The organism is Anaerobacillus sp. CMMVII, assembly GCF_025377685.1.
GTDB lineage: Bacteria > Bacillota > Bacilli > Bacillales > Anaerobacillaceae > Anaerobacillus.
In genome coordinates, this window is record NZ_JACEHK010000002.1 from 464,519 (window position 1) to 485,652 (window position 21,134).

17 protein-coding genes and 3 pseudogenes are annotated in these 21,134 nt (G+C 36.5%); 15 read left to right on the forward strand and 5 right to left on the reverse strand.

Translation table 11 applies throughout. From position 1 onward, the window contains the following. The first annotated feature begins 44 nt into the window (after positions 1–44). From H1D32_RS06385 to H1D32_RS06395, 3 genes and pseudogenes are all read left to right on the forward strand, one after another. Positions 45–731 (forward strand): metal-dependent hydrolase, encoded by a 687-nt coding sequence (locus H1D32_RS06385; RefSeq protein WP_261177420.1) that lies wholly within the window; start codon positions 45–47, stop codon positions 729–731. 420 nt (positions 732–1,151) lie between these two features. Beyond that, positions 1,152–1,400, forward strand: a complete 249-nt coding sequence (locus tag H1D32_RS06390) for a hypothetical protein (RefSeq protein WP_261177421.1) — start codon at positions 1,152–1,154, stop codon at positions 1,398–1,400. Between the two features lie 87 nt (positions 1,401–1,487). Beyond that, positions 1,488–2,796, forward strand: a pseudogene (locus H1D32_RS06395) (DRTGG domain-containing protein). A 101-nt stretch (positions 2,797–2,897) separates the two neighbouring features. Here H1D32_RS06395 and H1D32_RS06400 read toward each other — a convergent pair. Beyond that, the gene (locus tag H1D32_RS06400; RefSeq protein ID WP_261177422.1) at positions 2,898–3,191 is read right to left on the reverse strand and encodes a YtpI family protein; all 294 of its coding nucleotides are present in this window, start codon (positions 3,189–3,191) and stop codon (positions 2,898–2,900) included. Positions 3,192–3,397: 206 nt separating this feature from the next. On the opposite strand from H1D32_RS06400, the gene H1D32_RS06405 reads away from it, so the two are divergent. Then, positions 3,398–4,342, forward strand: a complete 945-nt coding sequence (locus H1D32_RS06405) for a DHH family phosphoesterase (RefSeq protein ID WP_261177423.1) — start codon at positions 3,398–3,400, stop codon at positions 4,340–4,342. Positions 4,343–4,686: 344 nt separating this feature from the next. On the opposite strand, the gene H1D32_RS06410 is transcribed toward H1D32_RS06405, so the two are convergent. The 3 genes from H1D32_RS06410 to H1D32_RS06420 all read right to left on the reverse strand — a co-directional run bounded on the left by H1D32_RS06410 (position 4,687) and on the right by H1D32_RS06420 (position 5,854). Beyond that, positions 4,687–4,875, reverse strand: coding sequence for a YtzJ family protein (locus tag H1D32_RS06410; RefSeq protein ID WP_261177424.1), 189 nt, complete (start codon positions 4,873–4,875; stop codon positions 4,687–4,689). A gap of 145 nt (positions 4,876–5,020) precedes the next feature. After that, complete coding sequence (gene ytrI, locus H1D32_RS06415) at positions 5,021–5,524, reverse strand: sporulation membrane protein YtrI (protein WP_261177426.1); 504 nt, start codon at positions 5,522–5,524, stop codon at positions 5,021–5,023. A 3-nt stretch (positions 5,525–5,527) separates the two neighbouring features. Continuing rightward, positions 5,528–5,854, reverse strand: a complete 327-nt coding sequence (locus H1D32_RS06420) for a YtrH family sporulation protein (protein ID WP_261177427.1) — start codon at positions 5,852–5,854, stop codon at positions 5,528–5,530. Positions 5,855–6,197: 343 nt separating this feature from the next. Between H1D32_RS06420 and H1D32_RS06425 the strand changes: the two genes are divergently transcribed. The 9 genes and pseudogenes from H1D32_RS06425 (at position 6,198) to H1D32_RS06460 (ending at position 17,626) form a co-directional block, all read left to right on the forward strand. Beyond that, positions 6,198–9,563 (forward strand): DNA polymerase III subunit alpha, encoded by a 3,366-nt coding sequence (locus H1D32_RS06425; RefSeq protein WP_261177428.1) that lies wholly within the window; start codon positions 6,198–6,200, stop codon positions 9,561–9,563. 105 nt (positions 9,564–9,668) lie between these two features. Next, positions 9,669–10,901 carry an NADP-dependent malic enzyme gene (ystJ, locus tag H1D32_RS06430; protein ID WP_261177429.1) on the forward strand — a complete coding sequence of 411 codons (1,233 nt, stop codon included), beginning with the start codon at positions 9,669–9,671 and terminating at the stop codon, positions 10,899–10,901. A 289-nt stretch (positions 10,902–11,190) separates the two neighbouring features. Beyond that, positions 11,191–11,856 (forward strand): FadR/GntR family transcriptional regulator, encoded by a 666-nt coding sequence (locus tag H1D32_RS06435; RefSeq protein WP_261177430.1) that lies wholly within the window; start codon positions 11,191–11,193, stop codon positions 11,854–11,856. Between the two features lie 106 nt (positions 11,857–11,962). Beyond that, on the forward strand, positions 11,963–12,817 hold the full coding sequence (gene accD, locus H1D32_RS06440; RefSeq protein ID WP_261177431.1) for an acetyl-CoA carboxylase, carboxyltransferase subunit beta: 855 nt from the start codon (positions 11,963–11,965) through the stop codon (positions 12,815–12,817). Positions 12,818–12,833: 16 nt separating this feature from the next. Then, positions 12,834–13,591, forward strand: a pseudogene (gene accA / locus H1D32_RS06445) (acetyl-CoA carboxylase carboxyl transferase subunit alpha). Next, positions 13,497–13,811, forward strand: a pseudogene (locus H1D32_RS25290) (acetyl-CoA carboxylase carboxyl transferase subunit alpha); the annotation flags it as partial. The pseudogenes accA and H1D32_RS25290, both read left to right, overlap by 95 nt. Before the next feature lie 201 nt (positions 13,812–14,012). Then, entirely contained in the window at positions 14,013–14,972 is a 960-nt protein-coding gene (pfkA, locus tag H1D32_RS06450) for a 6-phosphofructokinase (RefSeq protein WP_261177432.1), read from the forward strand. A gap of 120 nt (positions 14,973–15,092) precedes the next feature. After that, positions 15,093–16,847 carry a pyruvate kinase gene (gene pyk / locus H1D32_RS06455; RefSeq protein ID WP_261177433.1) on the forward strand — a complete coding sequence of 585 codons (1,755 nt, stop codon included), beginning with the start codon at positions 15,093–15,095 and terminating at the stop codon, positions 16,845–16,847. Positions 16,848–17,233: 386 nt separating this feature from the next. Further along, the gene (locus H1D32_RS06460) at positions 17,234–17,626 is read left to right on the forward strand and encodes an FxsA family protein (RefSeq protein WP_261177434.1); all 393 of its coding nucleotides are present in this window, start codon (positions 17,234–17,236) and stop codon (positions 17,624–17,626) included. Positions 17,627–17,655: 29 nt separating this feature from the next. Here the strand turns inward: H1D32_RS06460 and ytvI are convergent, their stop codons facing one another. Beyond that, on the reverse strand, positions 17,656–18,768 hold the full coding sequence (ytvI, locus tag H1D32_RS06465; protein ID WP_261177435.1) for a sporulation integral membrane protein YtvI: 1,113 nt from the start codon (positions 18,766–18,768) through the stop codon (positions 17,656–17,658). A 218-nt stretch (positions 18,769–18,986) separates the two neighbouring features. Here ytvI and H1D32_RS06470 point away from each other — a divergent pair, with 218 nt between their 5' ends. After that, positions 18,987–19,493 (forward strand): DUF441 domain-containing protein, encoded by a 507-nt coding sequence (locus H1D32_RS06470; protein ID WP_314733359.1) that lies wholly within the window; start codon positions 18,987–18,989, stop codon positions 19,491–19,493. Positions 19,494–19,871: 378 nt separating this feature from the next. Then, positions 19,872–20,987 (forward strand): citrate synthase, encoded by a 1,116-nt coding sequence (gene citZ / locus H1D32_RS06475; protein ID WP_261177437.1) that lies wholly within the window; start codon positions 19,872–19,874, stop codon positions 20,985–20,987. The last annotated feature ends 147 nt before the right edge of the window (positions 20,988–21,134 follow it).

The following is a 21,134-nucleotide window of genomic DNA, read 5'->3' on the forward strand; positions in this document are numbered from 1 at the left end:
TAAAGTTAGTGAAATGAAATAAAAAATGTGTAGAGGTGATGATCTTGAAAGTAACATATCACGGACATTCAGTAGTTTTGATTGAAACGAACGAGAAAAAAATAATTATTGATCCATTTATTAATGGAAACGGTCAAACTACTCTTAGTGTAAGTGAGTTGGAAGTAGATTACATTCTTTTGTCACACGGACATAATGATCATGTTGGAGATACGGTAGAGTTAGCAAAACAAAACAATGCGCTTGTAGTAGCACCGTTTGAGCTTGCTACATATTTAAGTTGGCAGGGAGTTAACACCCACGCAATGCATATTGGTGGGGCCCATCAGTTTGACTTTGGGGTAGTAAAACTAACACAAGCATTTCATGGATCAGCGTATGTCGAGGAAGAGACAAAGAAAATAGTGTATACTGGCATGCCGGCAGGTCTTCTTATCTCTCTAGAAGGTAAGACGATCTATCACGCCGGTGACACTGCGCTTTTTTCAGACATGAAAGTAATCGGAGATAGAAATAGAATTGATTTGGCCTTCCTCCCAATTGGTGATAATTTCACAATGGGCCCAACTGATGCAGCATTAGCTGCCACATGGTTGAAGGCAAAACAGGTAGTACCAATTCATTACAATACTTTCCCAGTTATTGAGCAAGATCCCAAAGTCTTTTGTTCATTGCTAGAGGATGGAATTGAAGGGAAAGTTCTTGTGTCAGGGGAAACAATTGAGTTATAAGTTTCTTTGTTGTTAAAGATATCACTTTTTTATAAGCATCACATTAGCAACATTTAATCCTATAAAAAAAACTAATAAAGGGCTATTAAGGTGTGATCTTCGACCTTAATAGCCCTTTATTTTATAAGATACGAAAGTAAAAGCGTTTTTAGTACTTAATGTCTAGCATCGGACGCGATCTGCTCCTGCGGTTACTCGTCGCAACTTTGCAAAGGAGCTGACTCAAGGAAGCTCTGGTGCTCCTGCGGTTACTCGTCGCAACTTTGCAAAGGGGTTGACTCAAGTGTGACTTTGCTCGAGGTCAGAAGCATGTGCTAATCAATGACTAGACTTACAGTAAGACAAACTAAAAAACATAGTATCAATACTGATTTTGAGGCATATACTGCATTGAGACAACCTATCTAAAGGGGGATTACGATGCGGAGAAATCGTTTGCTACTATGTTTTTTACTTGGAATAGCTATTGTATTTTATGGTGTGCCTTATCTAAATTTTCAGGGAGATTTAAAAGAGGTTATTTTTTCTGGAGCTTGGCTTTTATTCGCTCTCTTGGCTATCAGTGGTAACATGATTGCGTTACTGTACGGAAAAAAAGTAGACAGAGGTGGGACAATTAGCAAAAGAATAACGACGCAAGTGAAACAAAAAGTTCGTCAATATAGTTAATTGCCTTGAAAACAAGCTCTCTCATCTATATACTTGTATTAGTACAGAAAAGATAAATTATGAATACAGGGTGGAAAGTGGGGGAGCTTGATGACTAAACACGAACAAATTTTGCAATATATTCAATCTCTTGAGATTGGTCACAAAATTTCAGTTAGACAAATTGCAAAAGCATTGACTGTTAGTGAGGGGACAGCTTACCGAGCGATTAAAGATGCTGAAAATCAGGGTTTAGTAAGCACAATTGAGCGTGTTGGAACAATACGTATTGAAAAGAAGCAGAAAGAAAACTTTGAAAAGCTAACGTTTGCCGAGGTTGTAAATATCGTTGATGGACAAGTTCTCGGCGGGAGAGATGGTTTACATAAAACGCTAAATAAATTTGTGATTGGCGCCATGAAAGCTGAAGCGATGATGCGTTACGTTGAGGCTGGCAATTTATTGATCGTAGGTAATCGAGATCAGGTACATAAATTAGCGCTACAAGCTGGTGCTGCAGTGCTACTTACTGGTGGTTTTGATACCTCAGAGGAGGTTAAAAAGCTAGCAGACGATTTAAACTTACCAATTATATCTACGTCTTATGATACTTTTACAGTTGCGACGATGATCAACAGGGCAATCTATGATCAATTGATAAAAAAGAAATTATCCTTGTTGAGGATATTTATATTAAATTAGAGAAGACCTATTATTTAAAGACAACAGATAAGATTGAAAAATGGTTTAATTTTAACGATGAAACAGGCCATAGCCGTTATCCAGTAGTTGATGAAAATATGAAAATTCAAGGAATGGTTACATCTAAAGATGTCATGGGGATTGATAAAAACTTAGAAATAGAAAAAGTTATGACGAAAAGTCCACTTTCAGTAAATGGGCAGACATCAGTTGCTTCTGCTGCACACTTGATGGTTTGGGAAGGTATTGAACAACTCCCGGTAGTGGATAATTATAAAAAACTTATTGGAGTGATAAGTCGCCAGGATGTTCTAAAAGCACTTCAAATGAATCAACGCCAGCCACACGTTGGTGAAACGATTGAAGATCTAGTAACGAGTCGTTTTCAAGACGCTTCAATTGGAAATGAAATCTGTTATAGGTGTGAGGTTACCCCACAAATGACTAACCATCTAGGGACAATTTCATATGGAGTTTTTACAACAATTGTTACTGAAGCTGGAAGCAGAGCTTTAAGGGTTCATAAAAAGGTGATTTAGTTGTTGAAAATATTACTCTCTACTTTATTAAACCGGTGCAGATTGAGAGTATGATTGAAATCTTTCCAAGAGTTTTAGAAATTGGCCGTAAGTTTGGAAAAGTTGATGTAGAGATTTTCCATGAAGGTACAATCGTTGGCAAAGCCTTATTAATGGCACAAATTATTGATCGATAATATTCAGATTTTTCTTTAGCCTCAAAAAAAAGAATGTTGTTCTTAAGTTTAGTCGGAGTCGGATACTCACTTCTAAACTTCAAAGCAACATTCTTTCTTACTTAATTTTTACTATTTGCCTCTTGGATTACGAAAGGAACGTAATGTTTGTAGGCTTTGTAACCAAAATAGACATTTGCTGTCCCAAGTAGAATGAAAATAGTTCCAATAATAAGGGCTACTGTTGTTGTAATAACAATTTGGTTTAGACCAAAGGAGATTAGGAATATGCCGATTGCAATGTTTCCTTTAGTAGAGATCCATTTTTTCTCTATAGGGGACTTTGTTTGAAAATATTTTACTTTATAGAACAAGTAAAAGACTGCGGAAACGACAATTAAGAAAGTTGTAATCACTGATAACACCTCTGCTGATTTTTTAATTAAAAAAGAATATCCGTTCCTATAAATAAATGCTTGCTTCAGCCCTAGTTAGTCGGGCTTAATAGGGGGAAAAGCAGACTATACTTTTTCCTAGGGAGCTTGAGTTTTTCTGTTCACATAGTGATATTGTACCGTGATTGTTGTAAAAAAGCTAATAATATAAGTAAAGGAGACTTCGTATGAAGGCACAAATTATTGAGACTGTTGAGCAATACGACAAAATTATTATCCATCGTCATGTTCGCCCTGATCCTGATGCTTTAGGTTCACAGGGGGGATTAGCTTATTTACTTAAGGAACGTTATCCAACTAAAAATATTTATGTGGTTGGTGATGAAGAGCCATCATTAACATTTATATTAGAAATGGACGATGTTAAGGAAGAAGATTATAATGGTGCTTTAATTATTATTTGCGATACAGCTAATGTTGAACGGATAAGTGATGAGAGGTATACACTAGGAGAAAAAATCATAAAAATTGATCACCACCCTAACGAAGATCCATATGGGGATATTATTTGGGTAGATACTACTGCAAGTTCAGTAAGCGAAATGATTTATGAACTTTTTGAAGAATGGCACGTACAAAAAGGTATGGAAATGACAGTAAACGCGGCGAGGTGTTTATTTGCAGGAATAGTTGGGGATACAGGGCGATTTCGTTATCCTAATACAACCGAACGAACATTTCGATATGCTAGTGAGCTTATTAAACAACCCTTTCTACCAACGGAACTATACGAACCCCTAGAACGAAAAAGCCTACAAGATGCAAGACTTGAGGGTTATATCTTAAATAATTTTAAATTCCTCGAAAATGGAGTGGGAGTAGTTAACTTAACACAATCTATACTCCAGGAATATGGAGTTACACCAAGTGATGCTTCAAGACTAGTAAATACCTTTGCCAATGTAGAGGGATTAAAGGCATGGGTTTTCTTCGTTGAGGAGCCGGATTTACTTATTCGAGTACGGTTGAGATCTAAAGGACCAACAATTAATGGATTAGCTCAAAAGTTTAATGGTGGTGGTCACCCATTGGCTGCAGGTGCTTCAATTCATTCCTGGGAGGAAGCAGAAGTGATTTTAGCAGGGTTGCAAGAGATTTGTCAGAACTATTAAGTGCTCTTAAATACCGTGATTACCAGAATGCTACAAGAATTTTGAACTCCAGGTTTAGAAGACTATTCCTTACAACAACCTATGCGAAAAATTCAATTAAAAAGGCTGTTTTCGCAAAGGTTGTTGCTTAAGAAAATACTAAGATTGCACTACTTATTTAGTAAGTAGTGCTCTTTTCTTGATTAATTTATTGGGTGATATCTTCATCTAAGGTATTTTTCCAATTATTTTAGAGTAAAAAAGCAACAAGCTTTTTTGTGCGACGAGTAACCGCAGGAGCAATGTTTACGAAAAGAGCTTTTAGAAAAGGGCCATTAAAAAAGAAAAGTAATGCAAGCGATCAGCTACATTACTTTTTTTTGTGGGGTGAACCAATACCCAACATCTGTGGCATCTTCGTGGACTGGAATACCTAATTTCTCTAATTCTTTTTTCATGTACGATGCAACTTCTTTTGACTCAGTGTAAGCAGAGTATCCAGCTTTGATTTGCTCAATTTTTGACCTTGCTAACTTTTTACGACTAATGATCAACGGAAACCCTCCTCTGAATGTTATTGTACATATCTAATTGTACATATCCATTATACAATAAATTTCCAGAAAAAGTGTTTGTCTGTGACTAAATTCAGAAAATTTTATTAAATCAGTTAAAGGGGTCTAGTCAGTATGGTGAGGGTTAATTTGCTAAACGAATTTCTACAAACAGCTCCAATGTTGTATACAAATGTAATTCTCTAATGATTACATGATATTTTTTTTCATTAACAGTAAAGGTTTTATTTTGAATAGTTTGCTGAAGAAGTTCACTAGTATTTGATACAGTTTCTATGTTTTTATTGATAACTGGAGTAAGCTCATTTTCGATTTGACTCCGTAGTTCGTAAATAGATAATTCACTTAGCTTTAATGCTTTATCATTTTTAAAATAGACTTTGACTTCTTGCACCGTTAACTTTTTTTGGTTTTCTTTATTTAATTCATCTTTGTCGCTTCTTAAAATTTCAATGTTTCTTTTTTGGTCATCGATGATTGCCTCTTGCACTTTAATTTCTGTGACTAGTTTTTCTTGTATATTTCCGAATTGATAGATGAAAAAAAACCAACCGATTATTATACCGATGATTAACCCCGCAAAAAAACGCTGCCAACTAGGCTTTCTATAGTAGGGAGGAATCCGCATTGATTACGCCTCCTGGGTAATTAATTGAATCACTACTCCACCAGAGTGGGCACCTGATAGTGCTGCAAATATCATAAATAATGTCTTGGCAATGTCAATGTGCGAGCCATCATAAATTCCTCTTTCAATACTGTAAATAGCATCAAACGTTCCACCAATAGCTGCTACCATTGCCCAAATTTTTAATCCTGCGGCAAGGTCATTTATTGTAGATAAAGGTGGTTTTCCTATTAAGAAAGCACCAATCCCACCAACAAGTGCACCACCTATAACAACTCCAAATGCAACGAAGAAATCCATAATCATTGTCCCTAGAAAAGTTTTATCCATATGCTAGCATCTTCCTTCTTAATGTAGAATGTAAAATGTAGGATGTAGAATTTCGGAATTCAACATCATACACTTTAAATTGATCTCTACTAATAGTTATGGGACAAAGTAAATTATTATTCTATCTAATCTCCTCTTTTTAAACGATTGTCCAATGATATCTCATACAGCTAAGTTATGATTTCATTTGTAGTTCAATGCGTGTCATAATATAATTAGAGAAACGGAGCGTATGTTCTATGTGTATGAGTGTTGAGTTATGAGTAGACAAAGTATGGCTTCGAAGCAAATGCATAAAAACATTCAACACTCAAAACTCAAAACTTTATAAGGGGGGAAACGTGTGGATTTTGTTCATTTACATATAAATACAGAGTTTAGCCTTTTGAAAAGCTCCGCTAAGATTGAAACAGTTGTTAAGCGTGCAAAGGAATTAGATTATTCAGCACTTGCAATAACAGATCAGAATGTAATGTATGGGGTCGTCCCATTTTATAAAATGTGTTTAAAAGAAGGCATAAAACCTATTATTGGCTTAGAACTGTCTGTTGCGGGTGATCAAGAACTTGAGACACGGTTAATTCTATTAGCCAAAAACGTTACAGGTTACCAAAATTTAATGAAGCTTTGTAGCATTGCGCAAGTATTTGGAAAAAATCAGCAAAAACAGGTTGATAAAAAACATCTATTTTCGTATTGTAACGGACTAATCGCGATTAGTTCGCCATATCAAGGTGAAATTCAACAGCTTTTCAATGATGGAGCAAATGAGCTTGCCCTCAGTAAAATCCAAGAGTATAAGAAATATTTTGGGGAAGATTTCTACATAGGAATTCATGATCACTTCTTAGCTACAGAAAAACAGTTGAATTTACAATTAATCCAGTTTTCAAAAAAGGGACTCATAAATCTTGTTGCTACAAATCAAGTAATGTATGTACAAAAAGAAGATGCATTAGCCCACAAATGTTTATTGGCTATTGACCAGGGAACGACTTTGCAGGAACTTAAGCATGATTTTAGGGTAGATGAGTATTATTTAAAATCAAAAGCTGATATGAAACAATTATTTCTCCAAGTTCCTGAGGCGTTATCAAATGCGATGGTAATTGCTGAAAGATGTAATGTTGAACTTAGTTTTGGAGAGCAAGCATTACCTGAATATCCAATAGCTTCTGGAGAGAATGCCAAAGACTACTTAGCAAAGCTTTGTTATGAAGGGTTAAATAGTCGTTATCAACAAATAAATGAAGAACATGAAAAACGTTTGGCGTATGAACTTAAAATTATTGATCAAATGCAGTTCAATGATTACTTTTTAATCGTGTGGGATTTCATGAAATTTGCACATGATAGTGGTATGATCACAGGCCCAGGTCGAGGATCGGCGGCGGGTTCTTTAGTTGCTTATGTTTTAAATATTACGAACGTAGATCCAATTAAATATGATCTACTTTTTGAACGGTTCCTTAACCCAGAGCGTGTTACTATGCCAGATATAGATATTGATTTTCCTGACACGAGACGTGAAGAAGTTATTGACTACGTATATCAAAAATATGGAAAAAATCATGTGGCGCAGATTATTACATTTGGAACATTAGCAGCGAAGGCAGCACTTAGAGATATTGGAAAAGTTATTGGAATTCCATTGAAAGAAATTGATACTATTGCAAAGCAAATATCTTCGAGACCAAATCTAACGATTGATGAAGCTATTAAGGAAACACCGACATTGCAAAAGCAGTTGATTGAAAATCAGCATTACCAGGAGTGGTTTGAGCTAGCCAAAAGAGTAGAAGGCATTCCACGTCATGCCTCAACCCATGCAGCAGGCATCGTGATTAGTAAAGATCCCCTAACTGATAAAGTTCCATTACAGAAAGGTCACTATGATGTATTAGTAACTCAATACCCAATGACGATCCTAGAAGAAGTGGGTCTTTTAAAAATGGATTTTCTCGGGTTGAGAAACCTATCTTTTATGGAGGAAATAGTTACTCACATTTTTCAATTGGATAAGACAAAAATTGATCTGAATAACATTCCATTCACTGACGAAAAAACGTTTTGGCTTTTAGGGAAAGGTGATACAACGGGTGTTTTCCAGCTAGAATCACCAGGAATGAGGCGAGTATTAGCTAATTTAAAACCAACTGAGTTTGAGGATATCGTGGCTGTTAATGCTCTATATCGTCCAGGACCAATGGAAAATATCCCAGTCTTCATTGCTGGTAAGCAGAAAAAACACCAAGTTTCATACCCTCACCATGACTTAAAGCCAATTCTAGAAAAAACCTATGGAGTCATTGTATATCAAGAACAGATCATGCAGATAGCCTCGAAACTGGCAGGTTTTTCGCTAGGAGAAGCAGATATTTTGAGAAGAGCTGTCAGTAAGAAAAAATTGGAAACTCTTGAAAAGCAGCGGGAGCGATTTGTGGCTGGCTCAACAGCTCGTGGCTATGATGCTAAAGTAGGAAATGAAGTATATGATTTAATTGTTAGATTTGCTAATTATGGATTTAATAGAAGCCATTCAGTAGCTTACAGTATTATTTCATATCAGTTAGCTTATTTAAAAGCTAACTATCCGTCTGCGTTTTTTGCTGCTTTACTTACAAGCGCTATTGGACAGCATGAAAAAATGAGTCAATATATTGTTGATGCGAAATCGAAAGGGCTTCAAATTAGCTCACCTTCAATAAATATAAGTAGTGCAGGTTTTACAATTAGTAATAACAAACAGCTTCAGTTTGGTCTTACTGCGATAAAAAATGTAGGGATAAGAGCGATAGAGGAAATTGTGATGGAAAGAAATCTGGGAGGCTTGTACGAAGATATTTTTGATTTTTGTGCGAGATTATCTTCAAGGTTTATTAATAGAAGGACCTTAGAATCATTAGTGGCTGCTGGATGTTTCGACGAGTTTGGTCAACACCGTGCTAGCCTTTTAGCAAGCTTAGACGATGCGATTGAATATGGCGAGCAAGTTAAAAAGCAGGGGGCAGATGGTCAAACGCCATTGTTTATAGAGAATATTAAAAAGCCAGAAATCGTTCAGGTACCTCCATTTAAAGGCACAGAAAAGCTTCATTTTGAAAAAGAAGTTCTCGGTTTTTATTTGTCTAGTCATCCAATTGAGTCGTATCATGATATTGTAAATTCACATCAACGTCATTCGATTGCTGAGGCATTAATAATGATTGAAAAGAATGTCCTTAGGGTTGCGGGACTTATTGAGGGCATTAGAATCATTAAGACGAAAAAAGGTGAGCAAATGGCCTTCCTGAAGGTGAGTGATGAAAGTGGAGAACTTGAGGTGACTGTTTTTCCAAGACAATTTCGAGAGTTTTTTTCTATTTTAAAAACTGGGAATTTAGTTTTTCTAGAAGGGAAATTAGAAGTTGGAACAGATCGAACTCAATTAATTGTTTCAAAGGCACTGGATGTAAAAGACCTTCAGAAGAGGGTAGTTGATAACATCGTTTATTTGAAAATAGATCAAGAGCGCTCGACTCAAACACACCTTGTAAAATTAAAAGAAACGTTAAAAAAATACCCTGGTAAAGTAAAGGTCATCCTTTATTACGAAAATAAAAAACAGTCGGTAGAATTATCGGATGATTTTACCATTTCTGCATCTGATCAATGTATAGATGAACTTTCTCAAATGTTAGGAAAAGCAAATGTTGTGAGAAAGGGATAAGGGGTATGTACAGAAGAAGATCATCTGTTATAATATAAAAGGGGAGAAGTGGTCAGACCACTTTTATACCTGGTTCTAAATGACTATTAGGGGAGAGTGAAGTTTGTGGCAACATTAAGAGAAGAAGCACTACATATGCATCGAGTAAATAAAGGGAAATTAGAGACGGTTTCTAAGATACCAGTTCGTAATGCAAAGGACTTAAGTTTGGCCTATTCACCGGGAGTAGCAGAGCCATGTAAGGAAATCCATAATGATGTAAGCAATGTTTATGAGTATACAATGAAAGGCAACATGGTAGCCGTGGTTTCAGATGGTACTGCAGTATTAGGCCTGGGAAATATTGGTCCAGAGGCAGCTCTACCTGTAATGGAAGGGAAAGCTCTTCTTTTTAAATCATTTGCAGGTGTAGATGCTTTTCCAATTTGTTTAGCGACAACAGATGTTGAGAAAATTATTGAAACAGTAAAGCTACTTGAGCCAACTTTTGGTGGTGTAAACCTTGAAGATATAGCAGCTCCTAACTGCTTTGTCATTGAAGAGCGTTTGAAAAAAGAATGTAACATTCCAATTTTTCATGATGATCAACACGGTACAGCTATCGTTACAGCTGCTGGATTATTAAATGCTTTAAAACTAACAGGGAAGTCTATCTCTGAAGTAAAAGTAGTTGCGAATGGTGCTGGTGCAGCTGGTATCGCATGTGTGAAATTAATGCAACGTATGGGTGTAAAAGATGTAATTCTATGTGATACAAAAGGTGCGATTTACGAAGGCCGTGCGGTTGGCATGAACCCAGTAAAAGATGAAATTGCAAAAGTAACAAATCGTGAGAGACTTCAAGGTTCTTTAGAGGATGTTATTAAAGGAACAGATGTTTTTGTAGGGGTTTCTGTAGAAGGAGCTTTAACAAAGGAAATGGTTCAAAGTATGAACCCAGACCCAATTATATTCCCGATGGCTAATCCAGTTCCAGAAATTATGCCCGAAGACGCTAAAGCGGCTGGTGCAAGTGTTATTGGAACAGGACGTTCTGATTTTCCAAACCAAATTAATAATGTTCTTGCATTCCCTGGAATCTTCCGTGGTGCATTAGATGTTCATGCTACAAATATTAACGAGGAAATGAAAATTGCTGCTGTTAAAGCAATTGCAAGTTTAGTATCAGATGAAGAACTTCATGCTGATTATGTAGTTCCAGCACCATTTGATCCTCGTGTTGCTCCAGCAGTTGCCAAAGCAGTTGCGATTGCAGCGATGGAGACAGGTGTGGCAAGAAGGAAAGTGAACCCGGATGAAGTAGAAGCTAAAACGAAAAAACTTGCAACTATTGAGTAGTATAGTTGAGAGTGTACAGGGTATAGTTTATAGTTGCATCTATGTTTTGCCATCGAAGCTCTACAAACAAAGACTCTACATTTTAAACTTTAAACTCTAAACTAAAAAAGAGTTCGGAGCGGAGAGTTCCTAAACGACGGTTTGCATGTAAATTTTGAAACTCTAATCTCTGAACTCTAATTCAATTTAACGAAAGTCGTCTGCATTTTCTCTATGCATGTACGTATTGCTATTCTTGAAAGCAAAACTTTTTGGGAATTGCCAAACTATAAAAAGGTGGTGATAACTAATGTCATCACAACAAGATAAGGTTTATATCGAAATTATTCGAGAATTAAACCACATTATTCAAGAAGATCAATTGATAGCTGGGGACAAGCTTCCATCTGAAAGAGAGTTGAGTGAACGATTAAATGTCGGTCGTTCTTCTGTGCGCGAGGCACTTAGATCACTAGAGCTCCTAGACTTAATTGAAACACGTCGTGGCGAAGGAACGTTTATTAAAAGCATTGGTGGTCATCGTCTAGTAGAAGTACTAGCGAGTTTTTTTTTACGAGAGAAAAAAGCAAGAAGTGATTTAGCTGAAACGAGAAAAATTGTTGAAGTAGAAGGATTACGGCTAGCTTGTGAAAGAATAGATGATAGTCAATTAGAAATCTTAGAAAAACTAATTGTTCAGTCTAAAAACAGCTGGCAAAATGGAAAATTTCCGGTGGAAGAAGACTATCTATTTCATAAAACAATTGTAGAAGCTTGTCATAATAGATTACTGCTTAACATATGGATTTCACTTGTGGAGTATAGTAAGGTCGCTTTGCGGGAATCCTTGTCTAGGGAAGGACGACCGGAGCAATCCATCATGGAGCATGAAAAAATTCTAACTGCATTAAAAAATAGAGACGTAGATCAGGGTATTCTTGCATTAAAAAATCATCTCGAAAACAGTCGTTTCTAGAGAGAATTTAGGGTTATTCGTTGGATTGTTTGCCTTGAAACTATTGATTTTTATATGGTATGATTATGAAAATTTTAATGATCTTGTCCACAAGAGAGGTGTAACTGTGTTAAGGGACTTATTTTCTAAGAAAAAGAAATACGCTACAATTCCTTCAGACCAAGTAAAAATGGATATTCCAGAAGGACTAATGACAAAATGTCCAAAGTGTAAGACGATTATGTACACCAAGGAATTGAAAAAAAATCTCTATGTATGTGATTCTTGTGGCTATCACCATCGTATGACAGCTTATGATAGGATTGCTAGCTTAGTTGACGAAGGTACTTTCATTGAGTTTGACCAACATATGATATCTAAAGATCCATTAGCTTTTCCTACTTATACAGAGAAGACTAATGCTGACCGAAATAAAACGGGTCTAAACGAAGCTATCGTAACAGGTCAAGGTAAAATGTCAGAAATGAATATTGTCATTGCCGTTATGGATGCAAGATTCCGTATGGGCAGTATGGGTTCAGTCGTTGGCGAAAAAATAACTAGAGCTATTGAAAAAGCAATAGAACTAAAAGCACCTTTTATTCTTTTCTCTGCGTCAGGTGGAGCTAGAATGCAAGAAGGTGTACTAAGCCTTATGCAAATGGCTAAGACAAGTGCAGCTTTGAAAAAGCTTGATAACCAGGGTGGGCTTTTCATCTCAATTATGACTCATCCTACAACAGGAGGAGTCTCTGCTAGCTTCGCTTCGCTAGGAGATTATAATTTCGCTGAACCAGGAGCATTGATTGGGTTTGCAGGACGAAGGATTATTGAACAAACCATTCGTCAAGAATTACCTGATGACTTTCAAACAGCTGAGTTTCTATTAAAACATGGGCAGCTAGATCGAGTTGTGTCGCGATTGGAAATGAAGCAAATGTTAACAACGATAATCGACATTCATAGTGATGTATTAACATAAAAGGAGGTGTAGACACATGGCTAATGAACTACCTTTTGAAAGACCAATTACTGAATTAAAGTTAAAAATTGAAGAATTAAAAAAGTTTACTGTAGATAAGGGAATTGATTTGTCGAGCGAAATAATCAAGCTTGAAGAACGCTTAGAACAATTAGAAAACGACATTTATGGAAACATGAAGCCTTGGGATCGTGTACAAATCGCTCGTCATAGTGAAAGGCCCACGACTTTGGATTACTTATCTTATATGTTTACAGATTTTATTGAGCTACACGGAGACCGATTATATGGTGACGATGAAGCGATTGTAGCAGGTGTTGCAAAATTTCATGGGAAACCTGTAACTGTAATCGGACATCAACGTGGGAAAGACACAAAGGAAAATTTACGTCGAAACTTTGGAATGCCGCATCCAGAAGGGTACCGAAAGGCCCTAAGGTTAATGAAACAAGCAATAAGTTTAAACGACCGATTATTTGTTTCATTGATACAAAAGGGGCGTATCCTGGAATTGCCGCTGAGGAGCGAGGCCAAAGTGAGGCGATAGCAAGAAATTTATTAGAAATGGCAGGACTAACCGTTCCAATCATTTGTATCGTGATCGGAGAAGGTGGTAGTGGTGGAGCTTTGGCGTTAGGTGTAGGAAACCACGTTCATATGCTAGAAAAACTCTACATACTCTGTGATTTCTCCAGAAGGGGCAGCCGCTCTCCTATGGAAAGACGCCGGTCTTGCTCAAAGAGCTGCAGAAACGATGAGAATTACTGCTCCTGACTTAAAGGATCTTAATGTTATTGATGAAATCATCCCTGAAGTTAGAGGTGGCGCTCATCGAAATGTTAAAGTACAAGCAAGTGCCATCGAAAAAGTAATAGCAAATTCATTGGCCGAATTAGCTAACTTTTCTGAAAATGAGCTAGTAGAGCATCGTTACGAAAAATTTAACAAAATAGGTGAGTATGGCATTGTAAACGATGTCATTAGCGTGAAATAAGGGTTGGGCTTTCTCTAAGATTAGAGAAGGCTTTTTTTTGTCCTCTGAAGTCTATTGTCAATTAGAATTAGAAGTGTTATTTTTATACTCGTACAGAAAATACTATTGAAAAACTATTTGCTTTTTCAATGAATGGTTTAAGTGATTTTAGTACATAAACTAATACTAGGATTTTTTTAAATTGTAGAGAGGTGAATATGTATGAAACGTATTGGAGTATTGACAAGTGGTGGGGACTCTCCAGGAATGAATGCAGCTATTCGCGCAGTTGTTCGAAAAGCGATTTTTCATGAGTTAGAAGTTTATGGAGTTTATTATGGATATGCAGGTCTTATATCTGGTCATATTGAAAAGCTCGAAATTGGGTCTGTAGGCGATATCATTCATCGTGGTGGTACAATGCTTTACACAGCTCGATGTGAGGAGTTTAAGACGCTTGAGGGGCAAAAGAAGGCTATTGAGCAGTTAAATAAATTCGGGATCGAAGCCTTAGTCGTGATAGGTGGAGACGGGTCCTTCCAAGGGGCAAAGAAATTAACTGAACATGGTTTTCCATGTATTGGAGTACCAGGAACAATCGATAATGATATCCCAGGAACTGATTTTACAATCGGATTTGATACAGCATTAAATACAGTTATTGAGGCAATTGATAAAATCCGTGACACAGCAACCTCACATGAACGTACATATGTAATTGAAGTAATGGGTCGTAATGCAGGCGATCTTGCACTTTGGTCTGGTCTTGCAGATGGTGCGGAGACTATCCTTATACCTGAAGAGGAATATGAGATGAGTGATGTTATTGCACGACTAAAGCGTGGACATGCTCGTGGCAAAAAACACAGTATTATCGTAGTAGCAGAAGGTGTAGGCAGCGGAATTGAAATTGGTAAATTAATTCAAGAACAAACAAACTTAGAAACTAGAGTAACTGTATTAGGCCATATTCAACGTGGTGGTTCACCAACTGGTTTTGATCGTGTATTAGCGAGTAGATTAGGTGCAAAGGCAGTAGAGTTACTAATAGCTGGTGAGGCTGGCAAGACAGTAGGAATTGAGAATAACGTTCTTGTATCCTACGGTATTGACGAGGCTCTAGCTAAGGAACATAAGATTGATCAAGCTATGTACCAATTATCTAAGGAATTATCGATCTAATTAGGATTTTACAATTTAATTATGACATACTTTATAGTCGTAAGCAACCATAAAGTGTATAACACTTTTCCAAAAAAAGAACTTTATGATGTTATTTAGGAAAGTAGGAGGTTTTTCATAATGAGAAAAACAAAAATAGTATGTACAATTGGTCCGGCAAGTGAGAGTTTAGAAAAGTTAACACAACTAATAAATGCAGGTATGAATGTGGCGCGTTTAAACTTTTCCCATGGTGATTACGAAGAGCATGGAGCTAGAATTAAGTCCATCCGTGAAGCAGCAGCAGCTACAGGAAAACACGTAGCGATTTTACTTGATACAAAAGGTCCTGAAATTCGTACAAATAATTTTGAAAATGGAGTTGCAGAGTTAGTAGCAGGAAATGAAGTTATTATTTCTATGGAAGAAGTTATGGGTACTGCTGAGAAATTTTCAATTTCGTACGAAGGTCTTGTTAATGATGTTAGTGTTGGTTCAAAAATTCTATTAGACGACGGGTTAATTGAACTTGAAGTCATTGAGGTTGGAACTACTGAATTAAAAACAAAGATTTTAAATAGTGGGACGATCAAAAATAAAAAAGGTGTTAATGTACCGAATGTAAGCGTAAATTTACCTGGTATTACTGAAAAGGATGCCAATGATATTCGCTTTGGGATCGAACAAAAAGTTGACTTTATTGCGGCATCATTTGTACGTCGTGCAACAGACGTATTGGAAATTCGTGAGCTTTTGGAAACGAATGGAGCAAGTGGTATTCACATCATTCCTAAAATTGAAAATCAAGAAGGTGTGGACAACATTGACGAAATCTTAGAGGTTTCGGATGGATTAATGGTTGCACGTGGTGACCTTGGTGTAGAAATACCAGCAGAAGAAGTGCCATTAGTGCAAAAGAACTTAATCAAAAAATGTAACTCACTAGGAAAACCAGTAATTACAGCAACACAAATGTTAGACTCTATGCAAAGAAACCCTCGTCCGACTCGCGCTGAAGCAAGTGATGTTGCGAACGCCATTTTTGATGGTACAGATGCAATCATGCTATCTGGAGAAACTGCTGCTGGTACGTACCCTGTCGAGTCTGTGCAAACTATGAATAAAATTGCCGTTCGAGCAGAATCTGCGTTAAAATATGAAGAAGTGTTAAAAAGAAAAGGACGAGAAAGTCAAAGAACAATCACGGATGCAATCAGTCAATCGGTTGCTCATACTGCTCTTAACTTAGACGCTGCAGCCGTGGTTACAGCTACTGAGAGTGGTCATACAGCAAGAATGATCTCAAAATATCGTCCAAAATCACCGATCGTCGCTGTAACACATTCAGAAGAAGTTTGCCGTAAGTTAGCATTAGCTTGGGGTGTTTATCCGCAGTTGGGTACAAAGGCTACCTCAACTGATGAGATGCTTGAAATTGCCGTTCAAGAAGCAGTAAAAACTGATTTTATTGATCATGGAGACTTAATTGTGATTTCAGCTGGTGTGCCAGTTGGTGAAACAGGTACAACGAACCTAATGAAAGTTCATGTAGTTGGCGAAGTTGTTGCTAAAGGACAAGGCATCGGGCGCAAGACAGCGACTGGTACAGTTGTTGTTGCAAAAACGGCTAGTGATGCTATCGCTAAAATGAAGGACGGAGCTATTCTTGTAACTGTTGCTACAGACAAAGACATGATGGAAGCCTTTGAAAAAGCAGGAGCGGTAATTACCGAAGAAGGTGGTTTAACGAGCCATGCAGCTGTTGTTGGTTTAACCCTTGGTATTCCTGTCATTGTTGGAGTAAACCATGCTACAGACCAATTTGAAGACGGTGATGAGATTACCGTAGACAGTACTAGAGGCAATATCTACAAAGGTCATGCCAGTATTTTATAAGTGATGTAACTAGGAGCGCTGAGATTAAATATCTTAGCGTTTTTTTGATATAAGAAATATAACCGCTTTTTAGTATTTGTTGCTATTAGCTTTTAGGTAGTACCCAAGCGAATGCTTGGTTCTTCACGCTTTGCGTGAAGCTTTTGAGAATAAATAAGCCATTGGGACAAATAAATTTGTCCCAAAAAGCTTATTTATTCTAAAAAGACGACCTAAGAAGCAACAAAGTTTACGAAAACAGCATTCAATAAATAGCATAATAGCCCTGACTAGCATATAATATATAGACAAGTTATATCTTAGCATGTTATTTATTTAATAGAGTTCTTTCAATGATCTATTCGACATTCTTACAACATTAGTTTTATTTGAAGAGGAGTACTGTTATGTTAAGAATTTTTATTTTACTATTAATCGTCGTTCCAGCCCTAGAAATAGGTGTTCTCGTTCTTTCGGGTAATACAATCGGTATACCATGGACAATTCTATTAGTGATTTTTACAGGTGTATTAGGAGCCTGGTTAGCAAAAAAGGAAGGGTTACAAACAATTCGGTTAGCACAGCTCCAATTACAGCAAGGGCAAATTCCTAGTGGAATTATCTTAGATGGATTATGTATTTTAGTAGGAGGAGTGGTTCTCCTCACCCCAGGGTTTATAACAGACTTAATTGGCTTTTTTCTATTAATACCGAGCACGAGAACAATTGCAAAAGGATTTTTCCAAAAAGTATTTGATAGAATGTTAAAAAATGGATCAATTATTATTAACCGAAGATAGAATGTAAAAAGGTTGAGGGACATTGTCTCTCAACCTTTTTTTAATATATAATTACGCAAATCTCGAAAAACGTGTGCATTATGCAATGTTTGGATAAAGACCAGGAGAACCGGTCCAATGATTAACCCTAAAAAACCAAAAAGCTTGTACCCAATAAATAACGAAACTAAAGTAGCTAAAGGATCAACGCCGATACTAGAGGAGAGAATTTTGGGCTCCATGATCTGCCGTTGGATAACAACCACCCCATAAAGAACAGATAATCCAATGGTCAATGGTAATTGTCCTGAAAAAAAACTATAAAAAATCCAAGGGAGAAATATTAATCCTGTTCCTAAATAGGGGAGCAGGTCAACGACCGCAATAATAAGAGCAATTGTTATAGGGTATTCAACTTTTAAAACGAGTAAGCCAATCAACACGATACAACAAGTAATGGAGATCAAAGTTAGTTGGGCAAACAGAAATCCAAAGAACGCTTTCTTTAAACTAATCATCACATCTTTTGTTCTATCAACGATAACATCCGGAATCCATTTTCTAAAAATAAAAACAAGTTTATACCAATCTTTACTAATGAAAAACGTTGCCAATAAAGAAAAAATGATTACAGATGCTAAATTAGGTAATCCTAACAGAAAGTCAGAAATACCAGTTAATAAGGATTGAATAGTTAAACTAGCGGTAGATGTAATCTGTACAGTAATTGTTTCAATATATGCTAGGATTGTTGCTTGATGATCACTCTCTAAGGAATAGAATAAAGTAGAAATCTGTTCATAAATAGGAATGATTCTACTAGTGAACATATCCTGAAAACTATAGATCAGTGTTTGAAAATGGAATGGGACAGATTGTGATAAGTAATTTGTTCCCATGATAATTTCTGATAGCAAAAAAGTTATTGAAGCAATGGTAGTTGCAAGTAAGCAAACAAGGACGATTGTAACAGAGAGCCATCTAGTTATCCTTGCTTTTTCTTGAAGAAAATTAACAAGAGGATTTAAGAAAAAGGCCAAAATAAGTCCGAATATAAAAGGATATGCTATCTTAAATGCAAAAAATATAGTTAAGAAAATACCGACTATGATTACTAGAACGAAAATGAGTTTCAGTAGAATTTGAAAGTAGTTTGAATTCAACAGGTTTCTACCCCCTTTCTATAAATTTCTATTACCGTATATATATGGCTTGTATACATAATTTAGAATGTAGAATTTGGGCTTTAAAAAGCGATTATTTTTTAAGAAGAAACTAGTTAAAAGCGATAAAATATAATATTTGAAAAACTTTATTCGGAATTTGGACACAAAATAGTCTTGAATCTTGGCGAAAGATTTATTTCTATGTTAAGATAAAAATGGTTAGGCCTACCAAGGAAGGATGCATACTTTTGATTTCACAAGCAACAACTTTTATGCTAATTCTATTAGTCATTGGTATTATTGCAAAAAATCAATCATTAATGATTGCTGTTGTTTTTTTATTACTTGTAAAATTGATTGGTTTTGGTGACAAAGCTTTCCCTCTCATACAGCAAAAGGGGATACAAGCGGGTGTTACAATAATTACTATTGCGGTACTTGTACCGATTATTACTGGTCAAATAGGTTTTAAGGAACTCTTTGATTCAATGAAATCTATGTATGCTTGGATTGCATTAGGTGCAGGAATATTTGTTGCTGTTATAGCTGCAAGTGGGATTGAATTATTGCAAACAGATCCCCATATAACCGCAGCCCTAGTACTCGGAACGATTTTAGCAGTTGCACTTTTTAACGGTGTTGCAGTTGGTCCGTTAATAGGGGCGGGGATTGCCTATTTGGCAATGAGGGTTGTAAACTTTTTTAGTTCGATTGGTCCTTAGGACTAGTCTTCGTGAAAGTTTTCACAAGAATTAAAATAGTCGGAATTTATTTTAAAATTAAAGTTCACAAAACTGTGAAAAATGTTTATAATTAAATTTGTAAGAAAACTCTTTTTGTACATAAAGTGATCTTCCCAAAAAAGAGGATATTCAAAAAGCCCTAAATTCATTACTTTAATAATGCTGGCGTTTTTGGAACAATATGTTCAATAAGGAACAAAATAATATTTTACTATAGAACATTAAACCTATTGAATGAGAGATTAGTAGATTTAAAATCGTCGGCAACACTGCTTTAGGACTTTTTGGAAGGCTGTCTTTGTTTCACACGTGTAAGTAACGTACATTCTATTCTATTCGTAAAGGAGAGGTTGAGAAATGAGTACAACTCGTGGTCTTGAAGGTGTTGTTGCAACAACGTCGAGCGTAAGCTCAATTATTGATGGGGTTTTAACGTACCATGGTTTTGATATTGATGATTTAGCAAATAATGCAAGCTTTGAGGAAGTAATTTTCCTTCTATGGAACGGTCGTCTTCCTAAGGAAGAGGAATTAGTTCAACTAACAGAGGAATTAGCTAGTTATGCAGAAGTTCCACAGGGTGTTATTGACCAAATGAAGATGTATCCAAATGAAGAGGTTCATCCAATGGCAGCATTACGAACAGCCATTTCAATCTTGGGATTGTACGATACAGAAGCAGATGATCAATCTGAGGAAGCAAATAGAAGAAAAGCCCTAAAGCTGCAAGCGCAAGTGCAAACTGTCGTGACAGCGTTTTCACGTATTCGTGAAGGCAAAGAACCTGTAGCGCCTCGTAAAGATTTAGGTTTTGCTGCAAACTTCCTATACATGCTTACTGGAGAAGAGCCAGATGCAATCGCTGTAAATGCTTTTAATAAAGCATTGGTCCTTCATGCCGATCATGAGTTAAACGCTTCAACATTCACAGCTCGTGTATGTGTTGCGACATTATCTGATATGTACTCTGGTGTTACTGCTGCAATTGGTGCTTTAAAAGGACCTTTACATGGCGGAGCAAACGAAAGAGTAATGGCAATGTTAATGGAGATAGAAGATGTTGACAACGTAGAACCATATATCATGAATGCATTAAATAATAAGGTGAAAATCATGGGCTTCGGTCACCGTGTGTACAAAGATGGTGATCCTCGTGCTAAGCATTTAAAGGAAATGTCAAAACAGTTGACAGCGATTACTGGGGAAACGAAATGGTATGAAATGTCTATTAAAATTGATGAAATTGTAACTCGTGAAAAAGGTTTATTACCAAATGTAGATTTCTACTCAGCTAGTGTATATCATAGCTTAGGAATTAAGCATGATTTGTTCACACCAATCTTTGCGATTAGTAGAATGTCAGGCTGGATTGCACACATTTTAGAACAATTTAGTAATAATCGATTAATTCGTCCTCGCGCAGAGTACATTGGTCCTGACAAGCAAGTTTACATTCCAATCGACCAACGTTAATTAAGTGTGTTCGGGAGTTCAGTCAATCTTTCATATAGATACAGAGATTGTACCGAGTGGAAATTTCATACATAAAATTGGAGGGGGACTCTTGTTGTACCACCAATCCTTGAAATTTTCATATCTCCCATTACATAATAATTCTAG